Source organism: Pseudoalteromonas sp. '520P1 No. 423' (genome assembly GCF_001269985.1).
Classification (GTDB): domain Bacteria; phylum Pseudomonadota; class Gammaproteobacteria; order Enterobacterales; family Alteromonadaceae; genus Pseudoalteromonas.
The window spans coordinates 291,753-312,515 of record NZ_BBZB01000001.1 but is presented as its reverse complement, the minus strand read 5'-3'; the positions used below and the strand labels follow the sequence as shown (position 1 = coordinate 312,515).

General features: G+C 35.1%; 17 protein-coding genes and 1 rRNA gene. 8 read left to right on the top strand and 10 right to left on the bottom strand.

Annotated elements, in window-relative coordinates:
* The first annotated feature begins 94 nt into the window (after nucleotides 1-94).
* A 5S ribosomal RNA gene (gene rrf, locus PSA_RS01480) occupies nucleotides 95-209 on the top strand.
* Nucleotides 210-604: 395 nt separating this feature from the next.
* Nucleotides 605-1,571, top strand: a protein-coding gene (locus PSA_RS24240; protein ID WP_127924266.1) for an IS630 family transposase whose coding sequence is annotated in 2 segments (ribosomal slippage) — nucleotides 605-997 and nucleotides 999-1,571 — 966 coding nt in all. Because the reading frame shifts where the segments join, the coding sequence is not laid out codon by codon here.
* 682 nt (nucleotides 1,572-2,253) lie between these two features.
* Here PSA_RS24240 and PSA_RS27005 read toward each other — a convergent pair.
* Both PSA_RS27005 and PSA_RS01455 read right to left on the bottom strand, forming a co-directional pair.
* Nucleotides 2,254-2,595: a hypothetical protein gene (locus tag PSA_RS27005; RefSeq protein ID WP_059364695.1), complete on the bottom strand. Its 342-nt coding sequence runs from the start codon at nucleotides 2,593-2,595 to the stop codon at nucleotides 2,254-2,256.
* A 330-nt stretch (nucleotides 2,596-2,925) separates the two neighbouring features.
* A complete protein-coding gene (locus PSA_RS01455) occupies nucleotides 2,926-3,561 on the bottom strand; it encodes a hemolysin III family protein (protein WP_042151560.1) in 636 nt (211 codons plus the stop codon).
* A gap of 326 nt (nucleotides 3,562-3,887) precedes the next feature.
* Here PSA_RS01455 and PSA_RS01450 point away from each other — a divergent pair, with 326 nt between their 5' ends.
* On the top strand, nucleotides 3,888-4,592 hold the full coding sequence (locus PSA_RS01450) for a helix-turn-helix transcriptional regulator (protein ID WP_052380220.1): 705 nt from the start codon (nucleotides 3,888-3,890) through the stop codon (nucleotides 4,590-4,592).
* 38 nt (nucleotides 4,593-4,630) lie between these two features.
* Here PSA_RS01450 and PSA_RS01445 read toward each other — a convergent pair whose 3' ends face one another.
* The 5 genes from PSA_RS01445 to PSA_RS01425 all read right to left on the bottom strand — a co-directional run bounded on the left by PSA_RS01445 (nucleotide 4,631) and on the right by PSA_RS01425 (nucleotide 8,263).
* Nucleotides 4,631-5,431, bottom strand: a complete 801-nt coding sequence (locus tag PSA_RS01445) for a CsgG/HfaB family protein (RefSeq protein ID WP_042151557.1) — start codon at nucleotides 5,429-5,431, stop codon at nucleotides 4,631-4,633.
* A 2-nt stretch (nucleotides 5,432-5,433) separates the two neighbouring features.
* Complete coding sequence (locus PSA_RS01440; protein ID WP_042151555.1) at nucleotides 5,434-5,883, bottom strand: curli assembly protein CsgF; 450 nt, start codon at nucleotides 5,881-5,883, stop codon at nucleotides 5,434-5,436.
* Complete coding sequence (locus PSA_RS01435) at nucleotides 5,877-6,215, bottom strand: curli production assembly/transport protein CsgE (protein WP_231665207.1); 339 nt, start codon at nucleotides 6,213-6,215, stop codon at nucleotides 5,877-5,879. The genes PSA_RS01440 and PSA_RS01435 overlap by 7 nt, the downstream gene beginning before the upstream one ends.
* Nucleotides 6,216-6,300: 85 nt before the next feature.
* Nucleotides 6,301-7,752: a hypothetical protein gene (locus PSA_RS01430; RefSeq protein WP_042151549.1), complete on the bottom strand. Its 1,452-nt coding sequence runs from the start codon at nucleotides 7,750-7,752 to the stop codon at nucleotides 6,301-6,303.
* Between the two features lie 19 nt (nucleotides 7,753-7,771).
* The gene (locus PSA_RS01425; protein ID WP_052380219.1) at nucleotides 7,772-8,263 is read right to left on the bottom strand and encodes a hypothetical protein; all 492 of its coding nucleotides are present in this window, start codon (nucleotides 8,261-8,263) and stop codon (nucleotides 7,772-7,774) included.
* A 395-nt stretch (nucleotides 8,264-8,658) separates the two neighbouring features.
* Here PSA_RS01425 and PSA_RS01420 point away from each other — a divergent pair, with 395 nt between their 5' ends.
* Nucleotides 8,659-11,154 carry a S8 family serine peptidase gene (locus PSA_RS01420; protein ID WP_127924227.1) on the top strand — a complete coding sequence of 832 codons (2,496 nt, stop codon included), beginning with the start codon at nucleotides 8,659-8,661 and terminating at the stop codon, nucleotides 11,152-11,154.
* Nucleotides 11,155-11,219: 65 nt separating this feature from the next.
* On the opposite strand, the gene PSA_RS01415 is transcribed toward PSA_RS01420, so the two are convergent.
* Nucleotides 11,220-12,335 (bottom strand): aminotransferase class V-fold PLP-dependent enzyme, encoded by a 1,116-nt coding sequence (locus PSA_RS01415; RefSeq protein ID WP_042151543.1) that lies wholly within the window; start codon nucleotides 12,333-12,335, stop codon nucleotides 11,220-11,222.
* A gap of 8 nt (nucleotides 12,336-12,343) precedes the next feature.
* On the bottom strand, nucleotides 12,344-13,519 hold the full coding sequence (locus PSA_RS01410) for a monodechloroaminopyrrolnitrin synthase PrnB family protein (protein ID WP_042151540.1): 1,176 nt from the start codon (nucleotides 13,517-13,519) through the stop codon (nucleotides 12,344-12,346).
* 148 nt (nucleotides 13,520-13,667) lie between these two features.
* Between PSA_RS01410 and PSA_RS01405 the strand changes: the two genes are divergently transcribed.
* From PSA_RS01405 to tesB, 3 genes are all read left to right on the top strand, one after another.
* Nucleotides 13,668-14,132, top strand: coding sequence for an Lrp/AsnC family transcriptional regulator (locus PSA_RS01405; RefSeq protein ID WP_042151538.1), 465 nt, complete (start codon nucleotides 13,668-13,670; stop codon nucleotides 14,130-14,132).
* Nucleotides 14,133-14,198: 66 nt separating this feature from the next.
* Entirely contained in the window at nucleotides 14,199-16,478 is a 2,280-nt protein-coding gene (locus tag PSA_RS01400; protein WP_231665206.1) for an EAL domain-containing protein, read from the top strand.
* 10 nt (nucleotides 16,479-16,488) lie between these two features.
* Nucleotides 16,489-17,346, top strand: a complete 858-nt coding sequence (gene tesB, locus PSA_RS01395; RefSeq protein WP_042151531.1) for an acyl-CoA thioesterase II — start codon at nucleotides 16,489-16,491, stop codon at nucleotides 17,344-17,346.
* Between the two features lie 80 nt (nucleotides 17,347-17,426).
* Here the strand turns inward: tesB and plsB are convergent, their stop codons facing one another.
* Entirely contained in the window at nucleotides 17,427-19,892 is a 2,466-nt protein-coding gene (gene plsB / locus PSA_RS01390) for a glycerol-3-phosphate 1-O-acyltransferase PlsB (protein ID WP_042151528.1), read from the bottom strand.
* Nucleotides 19,893-20,066: 174 nt separating this feature from the next.
* Between plsB and lexA the strand changes: the two genes are divergently transcribed.
* The gene (gene lexA / locus PSA_RS01385; protein ID WP_042151525.1) at nucleotides 20,067-20,684 is read left to right on the top strand and encodes a transcriptional repressor LexA; all 618 of its coding nucleotides are present in this window, start codon (nucleotides 20,067-20,069) and stop codon (nucleotides 20,682-20,684) included.
* Nucleotides 20,685-20,763 lie beyond the last annotated feature (79 nt).

Sequence of the window (20,763 nt, the reverse complement as noted above, 5' to 3'; positions counted from 1 at the left end):
AGCGAATTAGGAATGATTTTATAAATTACATCCATGTAATTTACCCTAGCGGGGCGCACTAAAGTGCGTTAAAAATTGTTCCAGACAAATTTTGCTTGGTGACAATAGCGTTTTGGACCCACCTGATCCCATGCCGAACTCAGAAGTGAAACGAAACAGCGCCGATGATAGTGTGGGGTTTCCCATGTGAAAGTAGGACATCGCCAGGCTCCTAATTAAAGAAAGCCGATACAGAAATGTATCGGCTTTTTTGCTTTTTATAATTTAAAAATATTGTGTTAGCTGGCATCGCCAGGCTTACCCTCATAATTTCAGTAAAAATCCCAACTCATTGAGTTGGGATTTTTGCGTTTTAGCGTCTAATATTATTCAGTCTAAAGATGCCAATACATCAGGCTCCACTCTCATAATCATAAGAAAGCCGATACAGATATGTATCGGCTTTTTTGTTTTATATAATTTATAAATATTGTGTTATACCAATTCAATTAAATTTCTGATCTAATATAGGCTGTTTCCATAACCATTAAAAACAGCCTTGAATTTAGAAAAATCAAAACAACTTCTCACCCTATCGAGAAAAGAATCAAACGCGAGAAAGCGTATGCGCTTACTTGCAGTGTCACTCTTTTTTGAAGGTGAAAATCGCGCTAATATTGCTCGTCGACTAAGTACAGCTAGAAGTAGTGTCAATAAATGGGTATCAAGTTATTTAGACAGTGGCTTAGCGGGATTAGACAACAAACCTATTTCAGGTCGTCCAGCTAACCTGACAGAAAAACAGCAAGCAGACGTTAAAACGTTTGTGTTACAGCATGCAAAGTCCAGTGACGGTGGACGATTAATTGCTGCTGATATTCAAACCTATATTAGCAATAATTTTAATGTTAATTATCAACTTGGCAGTGTATACCGCTTATTACATAGCCTTGAATTAAGCTGGATCACAACACGCTCCAAACACCCTAAGCAATCAAAAGAAGCTCAAGAAGCTTTTAAAAAAGTTCAGTATGTCAACGATCCTTCACACCCCCTTTAATGTGATGCCAGAAAATATGGATATATGGTTTCAAGATGAGGCACGATTTGGCCAGCAAAATCAAACAACAAGAGTTTGGGCTGAGCGAGGCTCTAGGCCAAGAGCCGTAAAACAACAACAGTTTGAATATGGATACTTATTCGGTGCAGTATGTCCTCACAATGGAAAGACGGAAGCCTTAGTAACCCCCTGTGTTAATAAAGAAGTCATGACATTACATATGGAGCAAATATCTAAAGCAACTGAGTATGGGAGGCACGCTGTTGTGATCATGGATGGCGCTGGTTGGCATACTTTCGATACAGTTCAGCCCTTTAACAATGTCACGTTAATAAAATTACCGCCATACTCACCAGAATTAAACCCTATAGAACAGATCTGGAGTTGGATCCGTCAGCATTGCCTATCAAACAGAATATTTACGGGATACCAAGATATAGTAGAGCAAGTATCAAAAGCATGGAACACATTCATTTCAAACCCTGATAGGGTTCGAAAAATGTGTTCAAGAGAGTGGATTAAAGTGACTTAATACTTAATGAAATTGGTATTAGCTGGCATCGCCAGGCTCCGCTCTTCTAAGTAAGTGCTAATTTAACCCCACGTGCCAATTTCAATCAGCTTTAAGCAAAATTATCTCATCCAATTTATTCGAGATAATTATGAAATATCAACAAAAAATAAAGCATTGGCAGTCACTTTTTATCCAACAACAAAACAGTGGCCTTTCTATTTCTGATTTTTGTAAACAACAGCAATTCGCTACTTCTACATTTTCCTATTCGCTACGAACGATATTTACGTTTTAGGCTCTTTCGTGCCTTTTTGAACCTATCGGTTTCTATAACCAATTCCTCCAAACGCGCATAACAACTTAATATTGTGCCCTTACCACCATTATTTGCTCCGGCATATATTGCTCCGAAATAACTCTTTGAGCCGTTATAGCATTGTTAAGCTTTGCCATGTATTCAAATTCATCGTCGGCAACAATTTCACCTGCTATACGTGAGAATATACCCGTTGCGGCCACAGACTCGTTAACGTCATAAGTACCATGCTTTAATACCAATCAGATTATTTAAGCACCCAAATTAATCCAGTCTCTCATACACATTGATTTTACTCGTTCTAAATCACTAACGAAGCTATTCAAAACATCGCAACATGAATTAACAATATCCTCATAACCATTAAAGCATTTATTGGCTAGTTCATTTTGGCGTTACTATTGCCTCTGTTGCTCCAGTCGCAGGACAAATAGCACCAAAAAGATTAGCATATTGAAATTGTTGCTGTTTCACAGCCCTTGGCCGTGAGCCTTTTTCAGCCCATAATCTTGTCGTTGTATTCTGTTGCCCAAACCTTGCTTCGTCTTGAAAGCAAATATCTATGTTTGCTCTATCATGATCCTCAGGGAACATTTCAGTTTTGAATTTTTTAAAATCGTCTTGAATATAATAGACAAGTGATTTACCTATAAGGCGACCACCATTTGGCTTGATGCTATTTTGTATTACATATTCTTTGAATTTTGTAAGTTGCTCTGTGGTCAAATAGCAAGGCCGCTCTGTTCGGGATTGTTCTTTTATTCCATCAAGTCCGTTTGCATAGACTTTTTTAGCCCAATTATTTACAGCTTTACGACTGAGCTTTAATATATAGCGGCTTGTGTTCGATCTGCACCATCTTTGATGTGTGAGAGAGCCAACAAGCGAATACGCATTCTACAATTAGTTTTTTTGGCGATAAGAGATTTAAAGTCTATTGATTTCATCTTCTCTTGAAGTTGTTTTTGGGAAATATATTTCACCCACCTATTAGATAATAAATTTAATCTGATGGGTATAATGTTTAATTGAATTCGGGGACTTGTTTATAAAAACTTAAACATAGTGATAGATCATAAAGAAATGAGAGGCTGCGCCTCCTATTACAAATAAATGCCATATAGCATGATTAAAAGGTATTTTCTTTTGCACATAAAATATAACACCTAAGCAGTAAATTAAGCCGCCTAATGCGAGTAGTGTTATCCCTTCACTAGCTAGGTTACTTTGTAATTGTGGTAGTACAGCAAGAGAAATAAACCCCATTCCTAAATAGGTAGATAGAGAAAGCCATTTAAATCGACTGCCAAATTTAACTTTGAAAATGATTCCAGCCAGTGAAATTAACCAAATAAGTGCTGTCATGACGTAACCAAGTGCACCATTTAAAGTTACTAACATTAGCGGAGTATAAGAGCCGGCTATTAATAAATATATAGCGCAATGATCTAATAGCTTAAATACCTGTTTCACTTTTTCATCACTAAAAGCATGGTACAAAGTTGATGCTAAAAACAAAATAATGAGGCTTGAACCATAAATGCTAAAGCTAATGATCTTAGTTATGTTCTGTTGTTCAATCGCATTTATTAATAATAAAGTTAATCCAGCTACACTGATTAGTGCGCCTATTCCATGGCTAACAGAGTTAGCCACTTCTTCTTTAATACTATAAGTTGCTATGACGTTCATATTTTTCCAAATAAACTTAGTAATTAAAAGTAGAGTTTTTCAATTTGAGTGTACAAGTGTACGCTCAAATTGTGTTTAATGAAAGCTGAATATATTTTAAGTTTATTTAATTAAAAATAATTAGATGAATTTATTAAATGAGAGCTTTTGAATGAATGTAATTTTTGTTTTTTATTAAATGCTGAATTGATTATCTATTTTATGGGAGTGCGCTGATTTATACGAAAAATTGATTTAATTAAAGTATAGACACTAAAACCCATAAGGGGTACATTTGTAATCACTGGATTACAATTAGGTTAGTGACAAATTAACAAAGGAAGCTTATGATCTCTACAGCAACAATAAATACAGCTTATATTGTTACATCAGATGAGACTCTGCATAGCAGCTCTCATAAGGTAGCTTTAACTAGCTTTATCGGTTTAATAGCAACCTGTTCAAATAAGGTCCTCAAACAGAATAAGAGTGTTGATAATCAGTTTAATAAAATTGATGGAATATATTTTATTGATTTATTTTATTGTAATTGGAACAACAAAATACCTGATGATATTTTACAGTTAGCACAAAGGTCAAAAATTGTTTTATTTAATGTCCAAAATGACCAGTTATGCGAAAAAAATTTATTGTTAGCGGGTTTTGAAGGTATTTTTTACCTTTCAGATAGACCCGATCTTATATTAAGAGGGTTAAACCAAATTAAAAATAATGAACGTTGGTTTAAACGCTCATCAATGAATAATGCTTTTTCATATTTACTAAAGTCAAATAAAGCTTCAATATCACCTTCCAATAGCATCACAGGAAAATCTGTATTTCCAACGCTTACTAAACGTGAAAATACAATTATTAAATTAGTGACAAAAGGGTCTCAAAATCAAGAAATAGCTGATCAACTAAATATAAGTACAAATACGGTTAAAACCCATATTTATAGTATTTTTAGAAAGACTAAATCACGAAATCGTATTGAATTAATTACTTGGTCTTTACAATCATCAGGCCATTTAGATGCAGCCATTAATTAAATTTTAAAGTAGCAACTAAATGCTACTTTTAATCTCGCTTATTTATATTGGTTATGATGTAAATATGACACTGTAGTATCTTGTGCTTTCCATACACGCTTATCTAATCCTTTTTTAACTAACTCTGTAATTGCTTTTTCTAATGCTTGTTTTACACAGATATGCATCGGTTCGTTGCTAGTATAGCCTGCCTCCGCTTCAGCTAAACGTTTAAAGCTGACATAACGAAAGAATCCAGCTCTTGCTTCAGTGCTCAATACTGTCTTGCTGGTTGATACAGAAACAAGCACTTGCCCTGTTCTGACGTCAATAGCACGCATATATACTGAGATGATATCTTCTCTATATAACTCAGAAGCACCTATGCCAAAATATTCTGCACCAAATCCGCCCGTTTTAGTGTTTGAATCATAGCTTATAATTCCGCCTTCTAATAAGATTTTTGCTGTCGTCAGAGGCGGTAATTCAACTTGTTTATTATTTTTATTTGAAGCCCTAGTAATTTTTCGCTCAGTTAAAATATTTTGTAAACCTTCTCTTTCAACGGGTAAAAACCAATCAGAGTCACTGAGGGCTTGCATCAAAATAGAGGTGGCGCCTTGTGTTACTGCTGTTGAAAATGAACTTACATTTGCTTGCGGTTTATATTGACCTGTTTGATCTCTAAACGCATATACTGATACAGGAATTGCGCCTTTAGGTTTAGGTAAAGACTTCAGTTCTTTAAAAGTTTCCGATTCTTCAATTTTTATTGCTGTCGTTATGTCTGGTGGTACAAGATTACTTAAACTACTGCAGCCAGATAATATTAAAGTAAGTGATAGTATGATTGTTTTCATTTTTATTCCCCATACTTAGGTATTTCGATAACTGTCACTTCACCCGTTACTGTATTTGTGATTTGTACAGTTATAGCATCGGTATTACTTGTCAGTACTAAAATTTCATAATCACCACTACTAAAAATAGAATCTTCTCCAAATAAACTACTATCACTCTCTTCGCCAAATGCAAGATCTGTAATTTCTCTTACCATTTTACTGATATAAGCACGCTCAAGAGACTCTTGAAATTTTTCAGCGTATGACTTTTTGGCTACAGGTGCTTTGTGTTTATTTTGTGCACTTGCTTTTCCTAATAAAAAGCTGCCATTAAGAGGGTTACCACCAAAACTGGGGTTGATTGGTTTGTAAACTAATTCAGATGCCTTTGAGGGAACTGAAATTAAAATAAATATTATGAATAATGCTAAATATACCTGATTGATAATGAATTCTTTCATTACTACCATCCATTCGTTGCTAAGTCAGGGTTACTTTGACCTAATTGGGATTGTGCCATTGCTTCTATTAAAATTAATACCGCCTGTTCTACGCGATCTTTTATTGGACTTTGTCGTCTGCCAAGGTGGGTAACATATACATTTTTATTATTTAAAGTCACACTTAAGCGCGTGCCTGAACGTGGAATGACGATTTCTTTTATAGTGACTACATGACCATTAGTATTAGGAATATCTTGCCATAATTGACTAAAAGCCGTAAAAAATTCATAGCCTTGTCGACTTCTTGTATTGTCTAATAGTAAACCGCCAATTTCGACTTCATTAGAAAGCAGTGACAAGGGGGTGCTTAGGAATATTAATATTAATAATTTATACAGCATAATTATATAAAGGGGATTGCTCCCCTCTATTAACTTTTAAAGTTTATTGTTGTGTAATTGTAGCGCTATTCCAATCACCAACTTGCGTAATAGAAACACTACCTGAAGCACTGATGATTGAACCTTCAACCACATTACCTAACCCTGTTTGGCTAATGTTTAATGTGACATCTGCGCCGCCAATTAACATTGCATCACCATTGCTACCGATTACTAAGTTTTCATCGCCAGCTTGTGCAATATCAATACTATGGCCACTGCCTTCGACTAAAATATCTAATGCGTTTAAATCGCCATCTTGTGCAATGTTAACCGTATTATCATTACTGTCTAAAATTGTGCTCATATTAATGACTGCATCATTCATATCACCAGCTTGATTGACAGTGATATCGTTGTTGTCAGCTGTTAATGCATTGTTGTCTGCTGATGCTTGAACGATAGCTGTATTTTCATTGCCAGCTTGAATGACATCAATGTCATTGTTATCGCCGTTAAAGTTAACAATATGACCTTCATTTAAATCACCTGCTTGGGTAATTGCAAAGGTATTATCTATACCTAAACCACCAATATATGCCGTATTTTCCGTGCCAGCTTGTGTGAAGCTAAAGTTATTTTCATCACCTATTACATCAAATGTTGCGCCATTATCATCACCAGTTTGATTTACAGAAACTTCATTGTCGGTGCCAGTGAAGATATTAGATGTAACTTCATTGTAATTACCGTCTTGATCAATTTCGATTTCGTTTTCATCACCAGTTACTTCAGCAATCGTAATTCGGTTGCGGTCGCCATCTTGTACAAAATCTAACTCATTTGTATTGCCTTGAAGATCTGTCACTTGAGTGACATTCCAATATCCGTCTTGCTCAACTTCAATCGTATTATCATCGCCAGCAACACTATCTAAATAGGTTTCATTCCATTGGCCTGATTGTGTTGTTTCAATTGTATTAGCATTACCATTTAGATTGCTATTATATGACCAATGACCACCATCACCTTGATCCATTGTTATATTGTTATCATTACCAGTTACTGTATTGATAGATTTATTACCTAAACCTAAGTAGCCTTCGCCTGCTTGCGTTAAGTTTAGTGTATTTTCACTACCATCAACTGTTGTTTCTAATTGATTATTAATACCTTCTTGGTTAATTATTTGAGTATTGCTTTTACCAAGAGATGTACTAATTGCAATATTATCTGAACCAATTTGCTTTACGTCAGTTGTATTGTTTTCACCATTAATCGTTGCACTAATTCCGTTTAGATCACCTTCTTGGAGCAAGGCGACCTCATTTCCAAAAACTGCACCTGTTTCAGATGTTTGCGATAAAACAATAACATTACCAGCTGCATTTGCCATTAATTGAGTATTGATTGGATTTGCTGCGCTTTTTGTTTCTTTTTCTGCAGCGTTTGCTGAATGACTAGCACTTAATGCTACAAGTACAGCAGCTGTTATAATTGATTTTTGTAATTTCACCGTATTCTCCGTTCTAGTTTTAATATTGTGTAATATTGACTAGCATTTCATTGCCAATTTGATGAACGATAAAATTTTGTTCACCTGTTTGTTTTATGTTGGCGATATTGGCGTCACCTTCTTGGATAACATCTACTAAATTACCGTCACCTTGTTGCAAGAGGTTGACTGTATTATCAGCGCCCGTTTGGACTACGTTAGCCTTATTGTGCATACCGTTTTGAATAATGTTTATGTCGTTAACCATATCCGCCGTTTGGTTAACCATTACTTTGTTTTTTATTCCATATTGATTAATAGCCAAATGTTGAACACTGTTATTAATCGTGACTGCTAAGCTAGTTGTAAGGCTTAATGACAAAGGAGAGTCTTGTAAATCAGTACCAGACATAAGGTCATTTGCATGACAAAAAAATGAATTTATAAGAAGTAAAGGTGCCGTAATTAAAGCGATATTAGATTGCTTATAATGTATTTTACGATTGTTATTATTTTTACTTATTAGTTTCATTTTTCTTACCATCAAGTACTTCAGTTCGCTAAAAACTTTAATATCTTATATTCATTTTGAATATCACCTAAATTTTGTATTTGTATTTTTTTGAATAATATTAATGACTTATATTATTATAAATTGAAGGGGGATATTATTGTCATAAAAAAGGGTGATATTTGTATTTTGAATTTACTTGGATATTTGGTACTAAAAAAGTGCTAAAAAATAACGACTGAGAAATTATTTTATACCAGAAAAGTTGTGTTTTTAGTTTTTAGTCTAGATTTGTAAACTCGAATATGGTTAAAGTGTAAGGGTTGCTCAATTCCATATATTTAAGTTTGTAAGTTTTAATATGAAGGATCTGTTTAATAGTCCGTTAACTGGACAATATTATTATGGATTTAAACATGAAATATAAATTATCAGCGCTAACTTTAGCGTTAATTCCTGCATTAGCAAACGCTTCTGTTGAGATCAGTGCATCAAATCAAGACGCATACAAACATGATTCTTTAATCGTTGTTTATAAAAAAGAAGCGACAGCATCTAATCGCCGAGCTGTAAGAAATTTAGTATTAGCTAAAATTTCAGACATCAATAATGATGAAGTTGATGATAAATACAGTAATATTTTAAATGGTCGTATGGCTAACTATGAGCTAGATAAAATGTCTGTTAAAGATGCACTAGCTAAAGTTCGTAAAGATCCTGCAGTACTATACGCAGAGCCTGATTACATTGTTAAAGCTAATGTTATGCCTGACGATAGCAGCTTTTCAGAGTTATGGGGTATGCATAATACTGGACAAACTGGTGGTGTAGATGATGCCGATATTGATGCCCCAGAAGCATGGGATATCTCTACAGGCGATAGCAGCATTGTTGTAGGTGTGATCGATACTGGTGTTGATCATACTCACCCTGATTTAATTGCTAATGCATGGGTTAATCCTGGCGAGATTGCGGGTGACGGCATTGATAATGATGGTAATGGCTATGTAGATGATGTACATGGTATTAATGCGATCACAAATGCAGGTGATCCTATGGATGATAATGGCCATGGTACACATGTCGCTGGAACAATTGGTGCATCAGGTAATAATGGCTTAGGTGTTGTAGGTGTTAACCATGAAGTTGCAATCACAGGTTGTAAGTTCTTAGATGCTTCTGGCTCTGGTTCTTCATCAGATGCTATTAAATGTATCGACTATATGGTTGATTTAAAAAATAGTGGTGTAAACCTTCGCGTACTAAATAATAGTTGGGGCGGTGGTGGTTTTAGTCAAGCTTTATCTGATGCAATTACCGCATCTGAGCAAGCAGATATCTTATTTGTAGCAGCTGCAGGTAATAGTGCTGTCGATAATGACGTAAATGATTCATACCCATCAGGTTATTCTCATGAAAGCATTTTAGCGGTAGCAAGTACTACTTCTAGCGATTCTATGTCTGGTTTTTCTCAATGGGGTTTAACAACAGTTGATATGGGTGCACCTGGTTCTGCTATTTTATCAACTGTGCCAGGCGGCGGTTATGATTCTTTCTCTGGTACATCTATGGCAACACCTCATGTTGCTGGTGCTGCTGCACTTGTACTATCAGTTAATCCAGATTTAACAACGAATGAGCTTAAATCATTATTAATGAATAGCGGTGATGATAATAGTGCTTTAACAGGTAAGACTGTTTCTGGTAAACGTTTGAATGTTCATACAGCATTATTAGATGCTGATCCGACTCCTGGATTTAAGTTATCAGTAACGCCAGCTAACGTTAATTTAACGGCTGGTGAAACAGCAACTTATACGTTTGATGTTGGTTCAATTGCAGAGTGGGAAGGTGTTGTCTCATTAGCGCTGACTGGTAATTTAGAAGGTGCTGTGCTTTCTTCAACAACAGTGAGCCCAGGCGAAAGTTTCCAAGTAACAGTACCAACTTCAGCTGATACACAATGGGGTGCTTATGAGTTTGAAGTGACTGCAACCAGTGGTGAGTTAGTAAAATCTAAAACATTAGGTTTATATGTTAACCCTCAAGGTTTAAATGATTTCACTTATACAAATGATACACCTGCTGCGATCCCAGATAATGCACCTGAAGGTGTGTCATCTGTATTAACAATTGCAGATGATTTAACGATATTTGACTCAAGTACATACTTAAACATTAGCCATACATACATAGCTGATTTAGTTGTTACTTTAACTTCGCCAGCTGGTACAACTGCAACATTACACAATAAAGCGGGCGGAAGTGCAGATGATATTAATCAAAGTTTCACTTCTTCGGCGTTTAATGGTGAATCGACATTAGGTGATTGGACATTACATATTGTTGATACTTATGCAGAAGATACGGGTAGTTTAAATAATTGGTCAGTGTCTTTTTCTGCTTTAGGTGAAGTTGGCCCAGCAGCACCAAAAGCTGATTTTGATGCGGCAGTTAACTACTTGAGCGTTAGCTTTACAGATACCAGTTATGATGTAAATAATGACATTGTAAGCTGGAGTTGGAATTTTGGTGATGCAAATACATCAACAGAGCAAAATCCAATGCATACATACGCACAAGCGGGTACATATGATGTGACACTGACAACTACTGATGCTGAAGGCATGAGTGATAGTAAAACAATGTCAGTTGTTGTTTCTGATGTAGATATTGAGTTAGCAGTTAAACGCGCTTATAAGTCTCGTTTAGGCAACTTACGTGTTGATATTACTTACCAAGGAAGCCCTGCTGAGATGGTTGATGTTTACCGTAATGGTGAAAAAATTGCGACTGTAGCAAATAACGGTATTTATCGAGATAGAGAACGCCGTGTTGAAGGTTCACAATTCATTTATAAGATTTGTGATGCTTCAAGCGCATGTTCTAATGAAGTAACTGTAAGCTTCTAAATATAAATATATCAAGTTTCCCCAAAGGCCAGGTTATCCTGGCTTTTTTGGTTTTCAATTAGCGCTTAAATGGCATTTTTTATTGTTGTTATAAGCTGCTCAATATCATTTTCATCATTATAAATATGGGGTGAAATACGAATTCCTAAACTTCTACTATCGACACTAATATTGTTATTGTGCAGTGCAAGCAGAATGCTTTCTTGTCTATCTTTAAAGTCTAAAATGAGCGTACCACTGCGCTTACTCTGATCTTTTGGTGATACAAATTCGCTATCAAACTCCTTTGCTACAAGATCTATCAATTTTTGATTATGTTCTCGTGATGTTAAAGCTCCTATATCTGAAAAATACTCAATGCTATGAGTTGCAATTGCAAATGGTGTAATAGAGGGGGTGCCGCCCCAAAATTTTAATGCACTATTGTGGTAATCAAAGTGATGAATATCAAATTCAAACGGATTCTCATGAGAAAACCAACCAACATCTTTAGGTTTGCACTCTTCTAAACGTTTTGGGTTAACCCATAAATAGGCTGCGCCAGGACCACCACATAACCACTTGACGCTAGAGCCAAGCATAAAATCGGGTCTTTGTTTTTGTAAATCTAATGGGAGAATACCCGCTGATTGTGCAATATCTAGAATTGTTAATATATTTAAATTTTGACACCGTGATAATATGTCATCTAGAGGAGCTTGCTCTCCTGTATTGGAATATGCATGACTAATAAACGCTAAATCAACATCTTCTGATAGATGAGCCTGCCAAACATCTATATCGGTTATATTGCACTCTTTTGCTATAAACCTGAGCTCACAATGCTCAAGTAACGTTTTTTTAAAAGCAAAACCCATGCTAGGGAAGTCGCTTTCGCTTAATAAAATAACAACAGATTTTTTTTGTAATACCTCTAGTGACATTAATACTTTTGTTAAAGCGCTAGAGAGGTTTACTTGCGGGCAAAATTCAGTCATTGGCGCATTAAACATTTTTCCTAAAGCGTTACGAAAGTTGTCAATAATTGTTAGCCATGCACCCCAAGGTTCACGGCCACTATTTTGCCAAGGATCTAAAAAAGCATCTTGAAAAGCACTTTGTGCTGTTACTAAAGGGCGGCCAACCGAGTGATTGAGCAAGTAATTAGTATTACTGAGTATAAAGTCATTTTTAAAATTCATGATTTAGCCTATACCGTATTTAAAGTTGCTTTAAGCCTTTGAATATCTGCATAACAGGTTCTTATATCTGTGCGGTTAAAGGCTGCGCGTTTATCGCGTAAATTTTCTAAGGTATTAAGCAGTTCAGCTAACGGAGGTCCGCTGGCGGTCACCTTATCCATATGTTGCTGCTCCATAGTGATAGCGGGGTTGGAAATGTACTTATTAACCAATTGATCATGATGTTGAATCGCTGTTTGTCCATGTCTATCACATACTTTTAAGAATAGTTTAAGGTTCTCTTGATACCAACTTGCTTGATGATGTTGTGATTGCGCTAAAAAATCATCCATTAAACTCGTTTTACACATACAATCACGTAAAATACGCTGATCTTCTGGCATCATATATAAAAACTTATCTACTAACATTTGTGAGTAATCAGGATCATTGGCAAAACATAAACCTAATGACATATCTATTACATTTATACCTGCAAAATCACCTGCGTTAGCGCCTCGATATACTTGAGAGCCGACACGGTAAGGTTTGTAATATGGCCTCACTTGATAAAAAAACTCTTCTGTATCAAGTTTATTGAATAATGTTTTATTTGAATTAATAACGTCTTGCAGCGCTGTTTTTGTTACGTTTAATAAATCAAAAGTCATAGGATGAGAAATGCCCAAAGGTTGAATTTTTAGTAAGGCATCGGATGCACGTTTGTAGGCTAAAATAGATTTGGTATTGTAATCAACAAACAGTTTTTCACAGGGTAGGTCGGTAAAGCGTTTATAAATGCCATTAATAGATTTATTGTGAGTTGTTAAGTGCGCGGTTGCAAATCTAGGTGTGACTCCAATTGATGCACCTATATGCATCGCTAAAGCTGATGCTTCTATTAATGGGGAGCTTCGCTCTCTACTTGGTTCTGTTATTTCATGACGGCGACATGCAGCCATATATAAACCAACGTTACCTAATAAATCAAAAGCATTATCAAAACCTTCATCGGTATTGCCTTCTTCTAAAAGGGTTTTTATTAAAGCTTTGCCTTCTTGCTCCAATGCATTTTTTTCACTTTTTCCTATACCTTCAATATTCGCTTTATCTTGTTGCTGCCAATATTGCGATTCTAGTGCGGAATTTAAAGTAACAAATCGTGTTCTAATCCAGTTATCAAAAGCTTGTGTATTATTGGTCATATTAGACTCTTTTTTATAAGCGGTGACTTATTAAAAGATAGCATGTCTACAAAATAGCATTTCATTAAAAATCACTTTTATTTTGCTTAAAAAGAGTGAAATAAGGTATAAATATTATATTAATTATCGAAATCCACTAAGAATAAAAATGAAAGCTGATTTAGATAAAACAGATTTAAGTATTTTGCGTATTTTACAAAAAAAAGGGCGTATTGCGATTTCACAGCTTGGTGAAAAAATCGGTTTGTCCGATACTCCATGTCTAAGGCGAATTCGTAAATTAGAAAAAACAGGAGTGATCACTGGTTATGGTGCCCAATTAAATCCACAATCTGTTGGTTTAGATGTATTGGTTTATGCTGCCGTTAAATTAGCCGAAAGTTCAGATGTTTATGCTCAAGGGTTTGAATGTGCCATACTTGAATTTAATGAAGTAATTGAATGTTCAATTGTCACTGGTGCCCATGATTATATTTTAAAGATAGTCGCGTCAAATTTGCATAGTTACGAAGTGTTTGTTAAAAAATCCTTAGGTAGTTTAAAGTATGTATCAAGTATTGAGTCAACAATTGTTCTAAAACAAACGTTAATGAGAAGAGAGCTTCCTTTGTGATTTGTGAAGTTATTTAGACATAACACTTCAGTTCTATATTTTTATTATTAGGTTTATATATTATTTATGAAGCATTTATTTTCGATTGTTCTGTGTTCATTATTGATTCTTCTTATGCCTTTTCAGGCTGTGGCTACGCCTTCATTTTGGGACTTCTTCAATAAACATAACTCAATTATGCTTTTAATTGATCCCAGAAATGGAGATATTAGACATGCTAATAACGCGGCTGTGCAGTTTTATGGCTATAGTCAAAAACAATTACAATCAATGTCTATTCAACAAATAAATACCCTGACTGCAAAGCAAGTTTCTGATGAAAGGTTACTAGCGGAAAAAGAAGGACGTAATTTTTTTATATTCAGGCATAGATTAGCAAATTTAGAAATTAAAACCGTTGAAGTGTATTCTGTTCCACTCAATTTTGATGGTAAAACTTTACTTTATTCTATTATCAGAGATATTTCTAAAGAAAGAGGATTAGAAACCGATCTGTGGCATTATCAAACTCAGCTTGAAAAAATGGTTGAAGTACAAACTACAGAAATTAAAAATCAAAATGAGCTCCTAATTTTAATTTTTTGCGCTGCTACAATATTTCTATTATCTTTAATTGTGGTGCTCATAATTGCATTACGGCATGTTAATTCATCTAGAAAAACACTGATACAAAATGAAAAAGAATTAAGACTTGCTGCAGGTGTATTTGAAACTGCAAATGAAGCTGTGATGATCACTAATACACACAATGAAATTATAAAAGTGAATAGTGCTTTTAGTGATATAACAGGCTATTTGGCAAGTGAGGTGATTAATCAAAATTTAACTCAATTTAAATTTATCTCGGAAGATAAAAGCTATTTAAAAAATATTTTTACCATATTAAAGAATCAAGGAAGTTGGCAAGGAGAACTTTGTAGCGAGCAAAAAAATGGCGAAAAATACTTACAATGGTTAGCTATATCAACGATGAAAGACCCTAATAATCGCGTTGAAGGATATGTTTTTTTATTTAGCGATATCACGCAAAGAAAAGCGGATGAGCAACGTATCTGGAAGCAAGCTAATTTTGATTCTTTAACAGGACTTGCAAATAGAGGTTTATTTATCGAGCATTTTTATCGCAGTATTGAACGAGCCAAAAGAAAAAATAAGCTGGTGGCTTTACTTTTTATCGACTTAGATAGATTTAAATATGTAAATGATACCTTTGGTCATGCTGCTGGTGATTTATTATTAATTGAAGCTGGAAATCGAATTAATAAAAACCTCAGAAAATCCGATACAGTGGCAAGGTTGAGCGGTGATGAATTTGCTTTAGTATTACCTGATATAGATGAATTACATAGTGTCGAAGCTGTTGTTAATAAGCTTTTAGCTTCCTTATCTCAACCATATGACTTAGAAGGTAAAAATGCTTTCATATCAGCAAGTATTGGTATAACAATTTACCCTGAAAATGGCACTGATACGGAAACTTTATTAAGAAATGCAGACAGTGCGATGTATAAAGCGAAAGAAAAAGGGCGTAATGCCAGTTACTTTTTTACCCATGAAATGGATGTTAATGCGCAGCGTAGAAGAGCGTTAGAGCAAGCCTTGCACTATGCACTAAAAAATAATGAATTGTTTTTAAATTTTCAACCTATTATTAATTTCGAAACAGGTGAAGTTACCAGTTGTGAAGCGCTGATACGCTGGAAAAATAGCGAGTTTGGCTTTATCTCACCTGATGAGTTTATTCCGTTAGCTGAAGATGTCGGTTTAATAATCCCCATCGGTGAGTGGGTATTAAAGGAAGCATGTAAAGTCGCTATGACTTGGGTTACAACTAGACGGGAAACCGCGCCTTCGATTTCCGTCAATTTATCTAGTTATCAATTTAAAAAACAAGATATTACTCAGTTAGTAAAACAAACTTTATTTGAAACAGGATTGCCTGCCTCAAGACTCACATTAGAGATCACGGAAAGCTTATTAGTTAATGATGATGAATCAACATTAAGCCAGTTAGAACAATTAAGAGCGTTGGGGGTTTCATTGTCTATAGATGATTTTGGTACAGGTTACTCATCATTAAGTTATTTGAAAAAATTTCCAATCAATTATTTGAAAATAGATAAGTCCTTTGTTATGGATCTCGTATTAGATAAGGAAAGTAGGGCCTTGATAGAAGGTATTTTATCTATGGCTAAAAGCTTACAATTAGAGGTGATTGCTGAAGGTGTAGAAACTCAAGCTCAAGCAATATTTTTGAAGTCGCGAAGCTGTCCATACGGTCAAGGTTATTTATATAGTAAACCTTTAGTAGACATCGCATTTCAGCAATATTTAGATCAAAATTAAGGTATAAGTTATGAGTCAAGTATTAGATGATTTATTATCATTATTGGATTTAGAAACCATAGAGGAAGGGCTTTACCGCGGTGATAGCCAAGATTTAGGTTTTAAAGCTGTTTTTGGCGGACAAGTAATGGGGCAGGCTTTATCAGCTGCAAAGGAAACAATCGTTGAAGAAAGGTTGGTACATTCACTTCATTCCTATTTTTTACGCCCTGGTGATGCCGCTAAACCTATCGTATATGATGTCGAAAATATTAGAGATGGTAAAAGCTTTAGCACGCGAAAAGTAAAAGCGATTCAAAATGGTAAACCGATATTTTATATGACAGTCTCATTTCATAATGAAGAGCTAGGAGTAACGCATCAAGCATCTATGCCTAATGTACCAGGACCCGAAAATTTACGTTCATCATTAGAGTTTTATCGCGAAAATGCCAATTTGATCCCTGAGAAAATAAGAGACAAAGTATTATGTGATAAACCGATTGAAATGAGGCCTGTTAATTTTCAAAGTCCATTTAAACCAGAAGTCACTTTAGCAAATAGGTATGTGTGGTTTAAAGCGAATGGTGAAATGCCAAATGATCCTCGCATTCATAAATACTTATTAGCGTATGCGTCGGATTTTGAGTTTTTACCAACCGCATTGCAACCACATGGATTGTCTTTTATGCAGCCAAATATGCAAGTTGCGACTATAGATCATGCGATGTGGTTTCATAGAGAGTTTAGAATGGATGAATGGATCTTATATGCAGTTGATAGCCCTTCAGCGAGTGGTGGTAGAGGGTTAGTAAGAGGTCAGTTTTTTAATCAGGATGGCGTATTAATTGCGTCAACTATGCAGGAAGGCTTGATACGTCAAAGATAACTATCAGAATTGATATTGAAATATAAATAAAAAAAGAGGGCTAATAAGCCCTATTTTTATATTTATCAAATGTTACTTAATTAGCCTATGCACTTATCATTATGTTGAGATGTAGTCAGTTCTATTGACTGTAAAACATTTGGTGAAAGTAAATGTGTAACAGCATCATAAAACGCAAATAATTTAGTACCCGATTGAAAATCATTATTATGATCAACTTCTAATAATTCATTTTCTTTTAAGCCTAAAATAAAACTACTTAAAACTTTTTTATCAAAGAATTCAGGTGTTTTAATGCCATGTAACAAACTGAGCCTTTGCGCTAAGTTTTGACTACTGATTTCTAATTTAGCACGACTAATGCCAGATGATTTTGGAATTAAACCTAATACAACTGCGTATCTTTGCAAAGTGCAGTCAATAATACGGCTTAATAAATCTAACTGAAAATAGGCACTGCTAGAATCACTAATAAGAGATATATCGTTCCCAATGACTTCAATTAATCCTTGCGCATTTAAATTATTTAAAATTGTTGCAACATAATCATCGGCGAGTGGTTTTAAGAACCATTCAGCAGAAAATAAAGGATAGAGTTTTTCTACTAGCGCTTTACAGCTTTGAATATCCGTTTTTTGTTGTTGCAAAATAAAACGCGCTAATAAGCTAGGTACACAAAACAAATGGATTACGTTGTTTCTGTAGTAGTTTAATAAGACTTTTTCTTTATCTTTAATCGCAACAATATCACCAAATGAATCTTGTAATAAGTTGAGCTTGTTTAATTTAAGTGCATGCTCAAGTAGCGCATGTGCATCCTCATTAGGTTGCGTTACTCTGTCTGTATAAGGTGCATTAGCTTGTAGGTTTAAATACAACTTTAATTGAGTAATCACTTCAGGTTTACTTAAAGCATGTTTATCGCTATTTAATAATATTAAAGCTAATAAATTGATAGAATTTAATGCCGCAGCGTTATTAATGTTCACCATGATTTCTTGTGATAAATCGCTTACTTGGCTCCCTAACCATTGCGGTTTGATTGAATCATCATCGCTAATTGAATCTCGCCAATTAGGTTGGTTATCATTTAAAAATTGATTCACATTGATAGGTTCAGCAAAATTTACATAACCTCGGCCATAATTTTTAAGGTTTTTAATGGCTTTAAAAATACCAAATACAGATTCGTTCTTTTTATTGTCACCAGCAAGCTCTTTTAGGTAAGTGCTTACTTCCATAACATGCTCATAACCTATATAAACAGGCACGATAGAAACCGGTCTATCTAAGTCTCTAAGCATAGCTTGTATCGTCATAGCTAACATGCCGGTTTTAGGTGTTAGTAACCTGCCTGTTCTACTGCGACCGCCTTCAGTATAAAATTTAACTGAATGACCTTTGTTAAATAACTGGAAAAGGTATTCTTTAAAAATACTAGAATAAAGTTTATTACCTTTAAATGAACGACGAATAAAAAAGGCGCCACATCGTCTAAATATAGGTCCTGCAGGCCAAAAGTTAAGGTTAACACCAGCTGCGATATGTGGTGGTACTAACCCTTGTTGATAGATCGCATGGGTTAATAATAAATAATCCATATGACTTCGATGGCAAGGGACATAAATTATTTCGTGACCTTTTTGTGATAATTCATTAACTTGCTCAATATTTCTAACGTCAATGCCATTATAAAGTTTGTTCCATAACCAAGTTAATATTCTGGCAAAAACGCGTATCACTGCATCGTTATAATTGGCTGAAATTTCATTGAGTTGCTTTAAAGCGTTTTCTTGTGCTTTTTCATTACTGATATTCTTACTTTTAGCTTCATCAGCAATGGCTTTTTTGATGTTTTTTGAGGCTAAAAGGCCTCTAAATAGCTTATCTTTAGAAGGAAGTTTAGGGCCTGTTGCAGCAAGCTTTTGACGTTGAAAATGTGCACGTGCAACACGAATTAATTTATGAGGTAAATCATCGGTAGCATGTTTTTTATTGAGTAACTCTCTTGCATCAACAGCTTGGCTAAAGCGAATCATGTTATCTCTACCAGAAAATATTACAACGAGTAACTTTCTTAGCCAGCTAGGACTTAACGAGTGCGATAATAAAGTACCTAAACCTGGCTTTTCTTTACCTGGGTCTCTGCCCCATAATATGGTGACTGGAATAATTTGCACCGTTTGTTCTGGGTTTTCTCGCAAAGCTTTAAATATTATTTCACCTTGCTCTATCGCATTTGTTTTTTTTCTTTTTGAGCCAAATAAAGGCGCCGGATTTGATAATGGGATTAAGCCTGGCAGCGAGTAGTCACCTAAGATCTGATTTTTTCTTGGGTTAGGTAAACCTAGCTTTTTACATTGATGACCTAACGCAGCTAAATCGCTTTGAGAATTAAGTCTTGTAATGTAAAAGGTCGGCAAATTGGTTTTAAGGCCTAATTGTGAGCAAGGGTCTTCAGGAAATAATTTGCTTTTTACAAAAATGCTATTTGTTAACTTTGCTAGAAAGTTAAACCCTGTATTTATAAAAGAAAAAAACGCCATTGGTCCACCTAAGAAAAAAGTTTGCGCAAGGATATCAGTAATTCAACATTTATTATAGAACTGGACAGACCATTAAGCTTTATCAAGAGTAAAATATCTTTTAAATACTTGTTTGCCATTTTAAAATAACTGTATATACTCACAGTAACATGTACTGTATGGAAACCCAGTTGTATGCGACCGTTAACAAAACGACAAACACAAATTTTAGAACTAATTAAGGTATTTATCAAAGATACCGGTATGCCTCCTACAAGGGCTGAAATAGCGCAATCTCTCGAGTTTCGTAGTGCAAATGCAGCTGAAGAGCATTTAAAAGCTTTAGCTAAAAAAGGTGTTATTGAAATGGTGCCGGGTGCTAGCCGAGGTATTCGCGTAGTTGAAGACGAACAACCTGAGCAACTTGGTTTACCTTTAATAGGCCAGGTCGCTGCTGGTTCACCGATACTTGCACAAGAGCATGTTGAAAGCCATTACGAAGTTTCAGCTGAATTATTTAAACCTGCTGCAGACTTTTTATTACGCGTAAATGGCATGAGTATGCGAGATATCGGCATAATGGATGGCGATTTATTAGCGGTTCATAAAACCCAAGTTGCAAATAATGGACAGGTTGTCGTTGCTCGTGTAGGCGATGACGTAACCGTTAAACGCTTTGAAAAAAAGGGCAGCCAAGTACTTTTGCATCCTGAAAACGAAGACTTTTCTGATATTGTAGTTGATTTAGAAAGTGAGTCTTTTGACATTGAAGGTTTAGCAGTTGGTGTTATAAGAACAGCCGATTGGATGTAATATAAATTTAATTAAATGTATACCAATTCCAATAAATATGTGAACAATCTTAATGGTCTAAATATACAATAGCTACGTT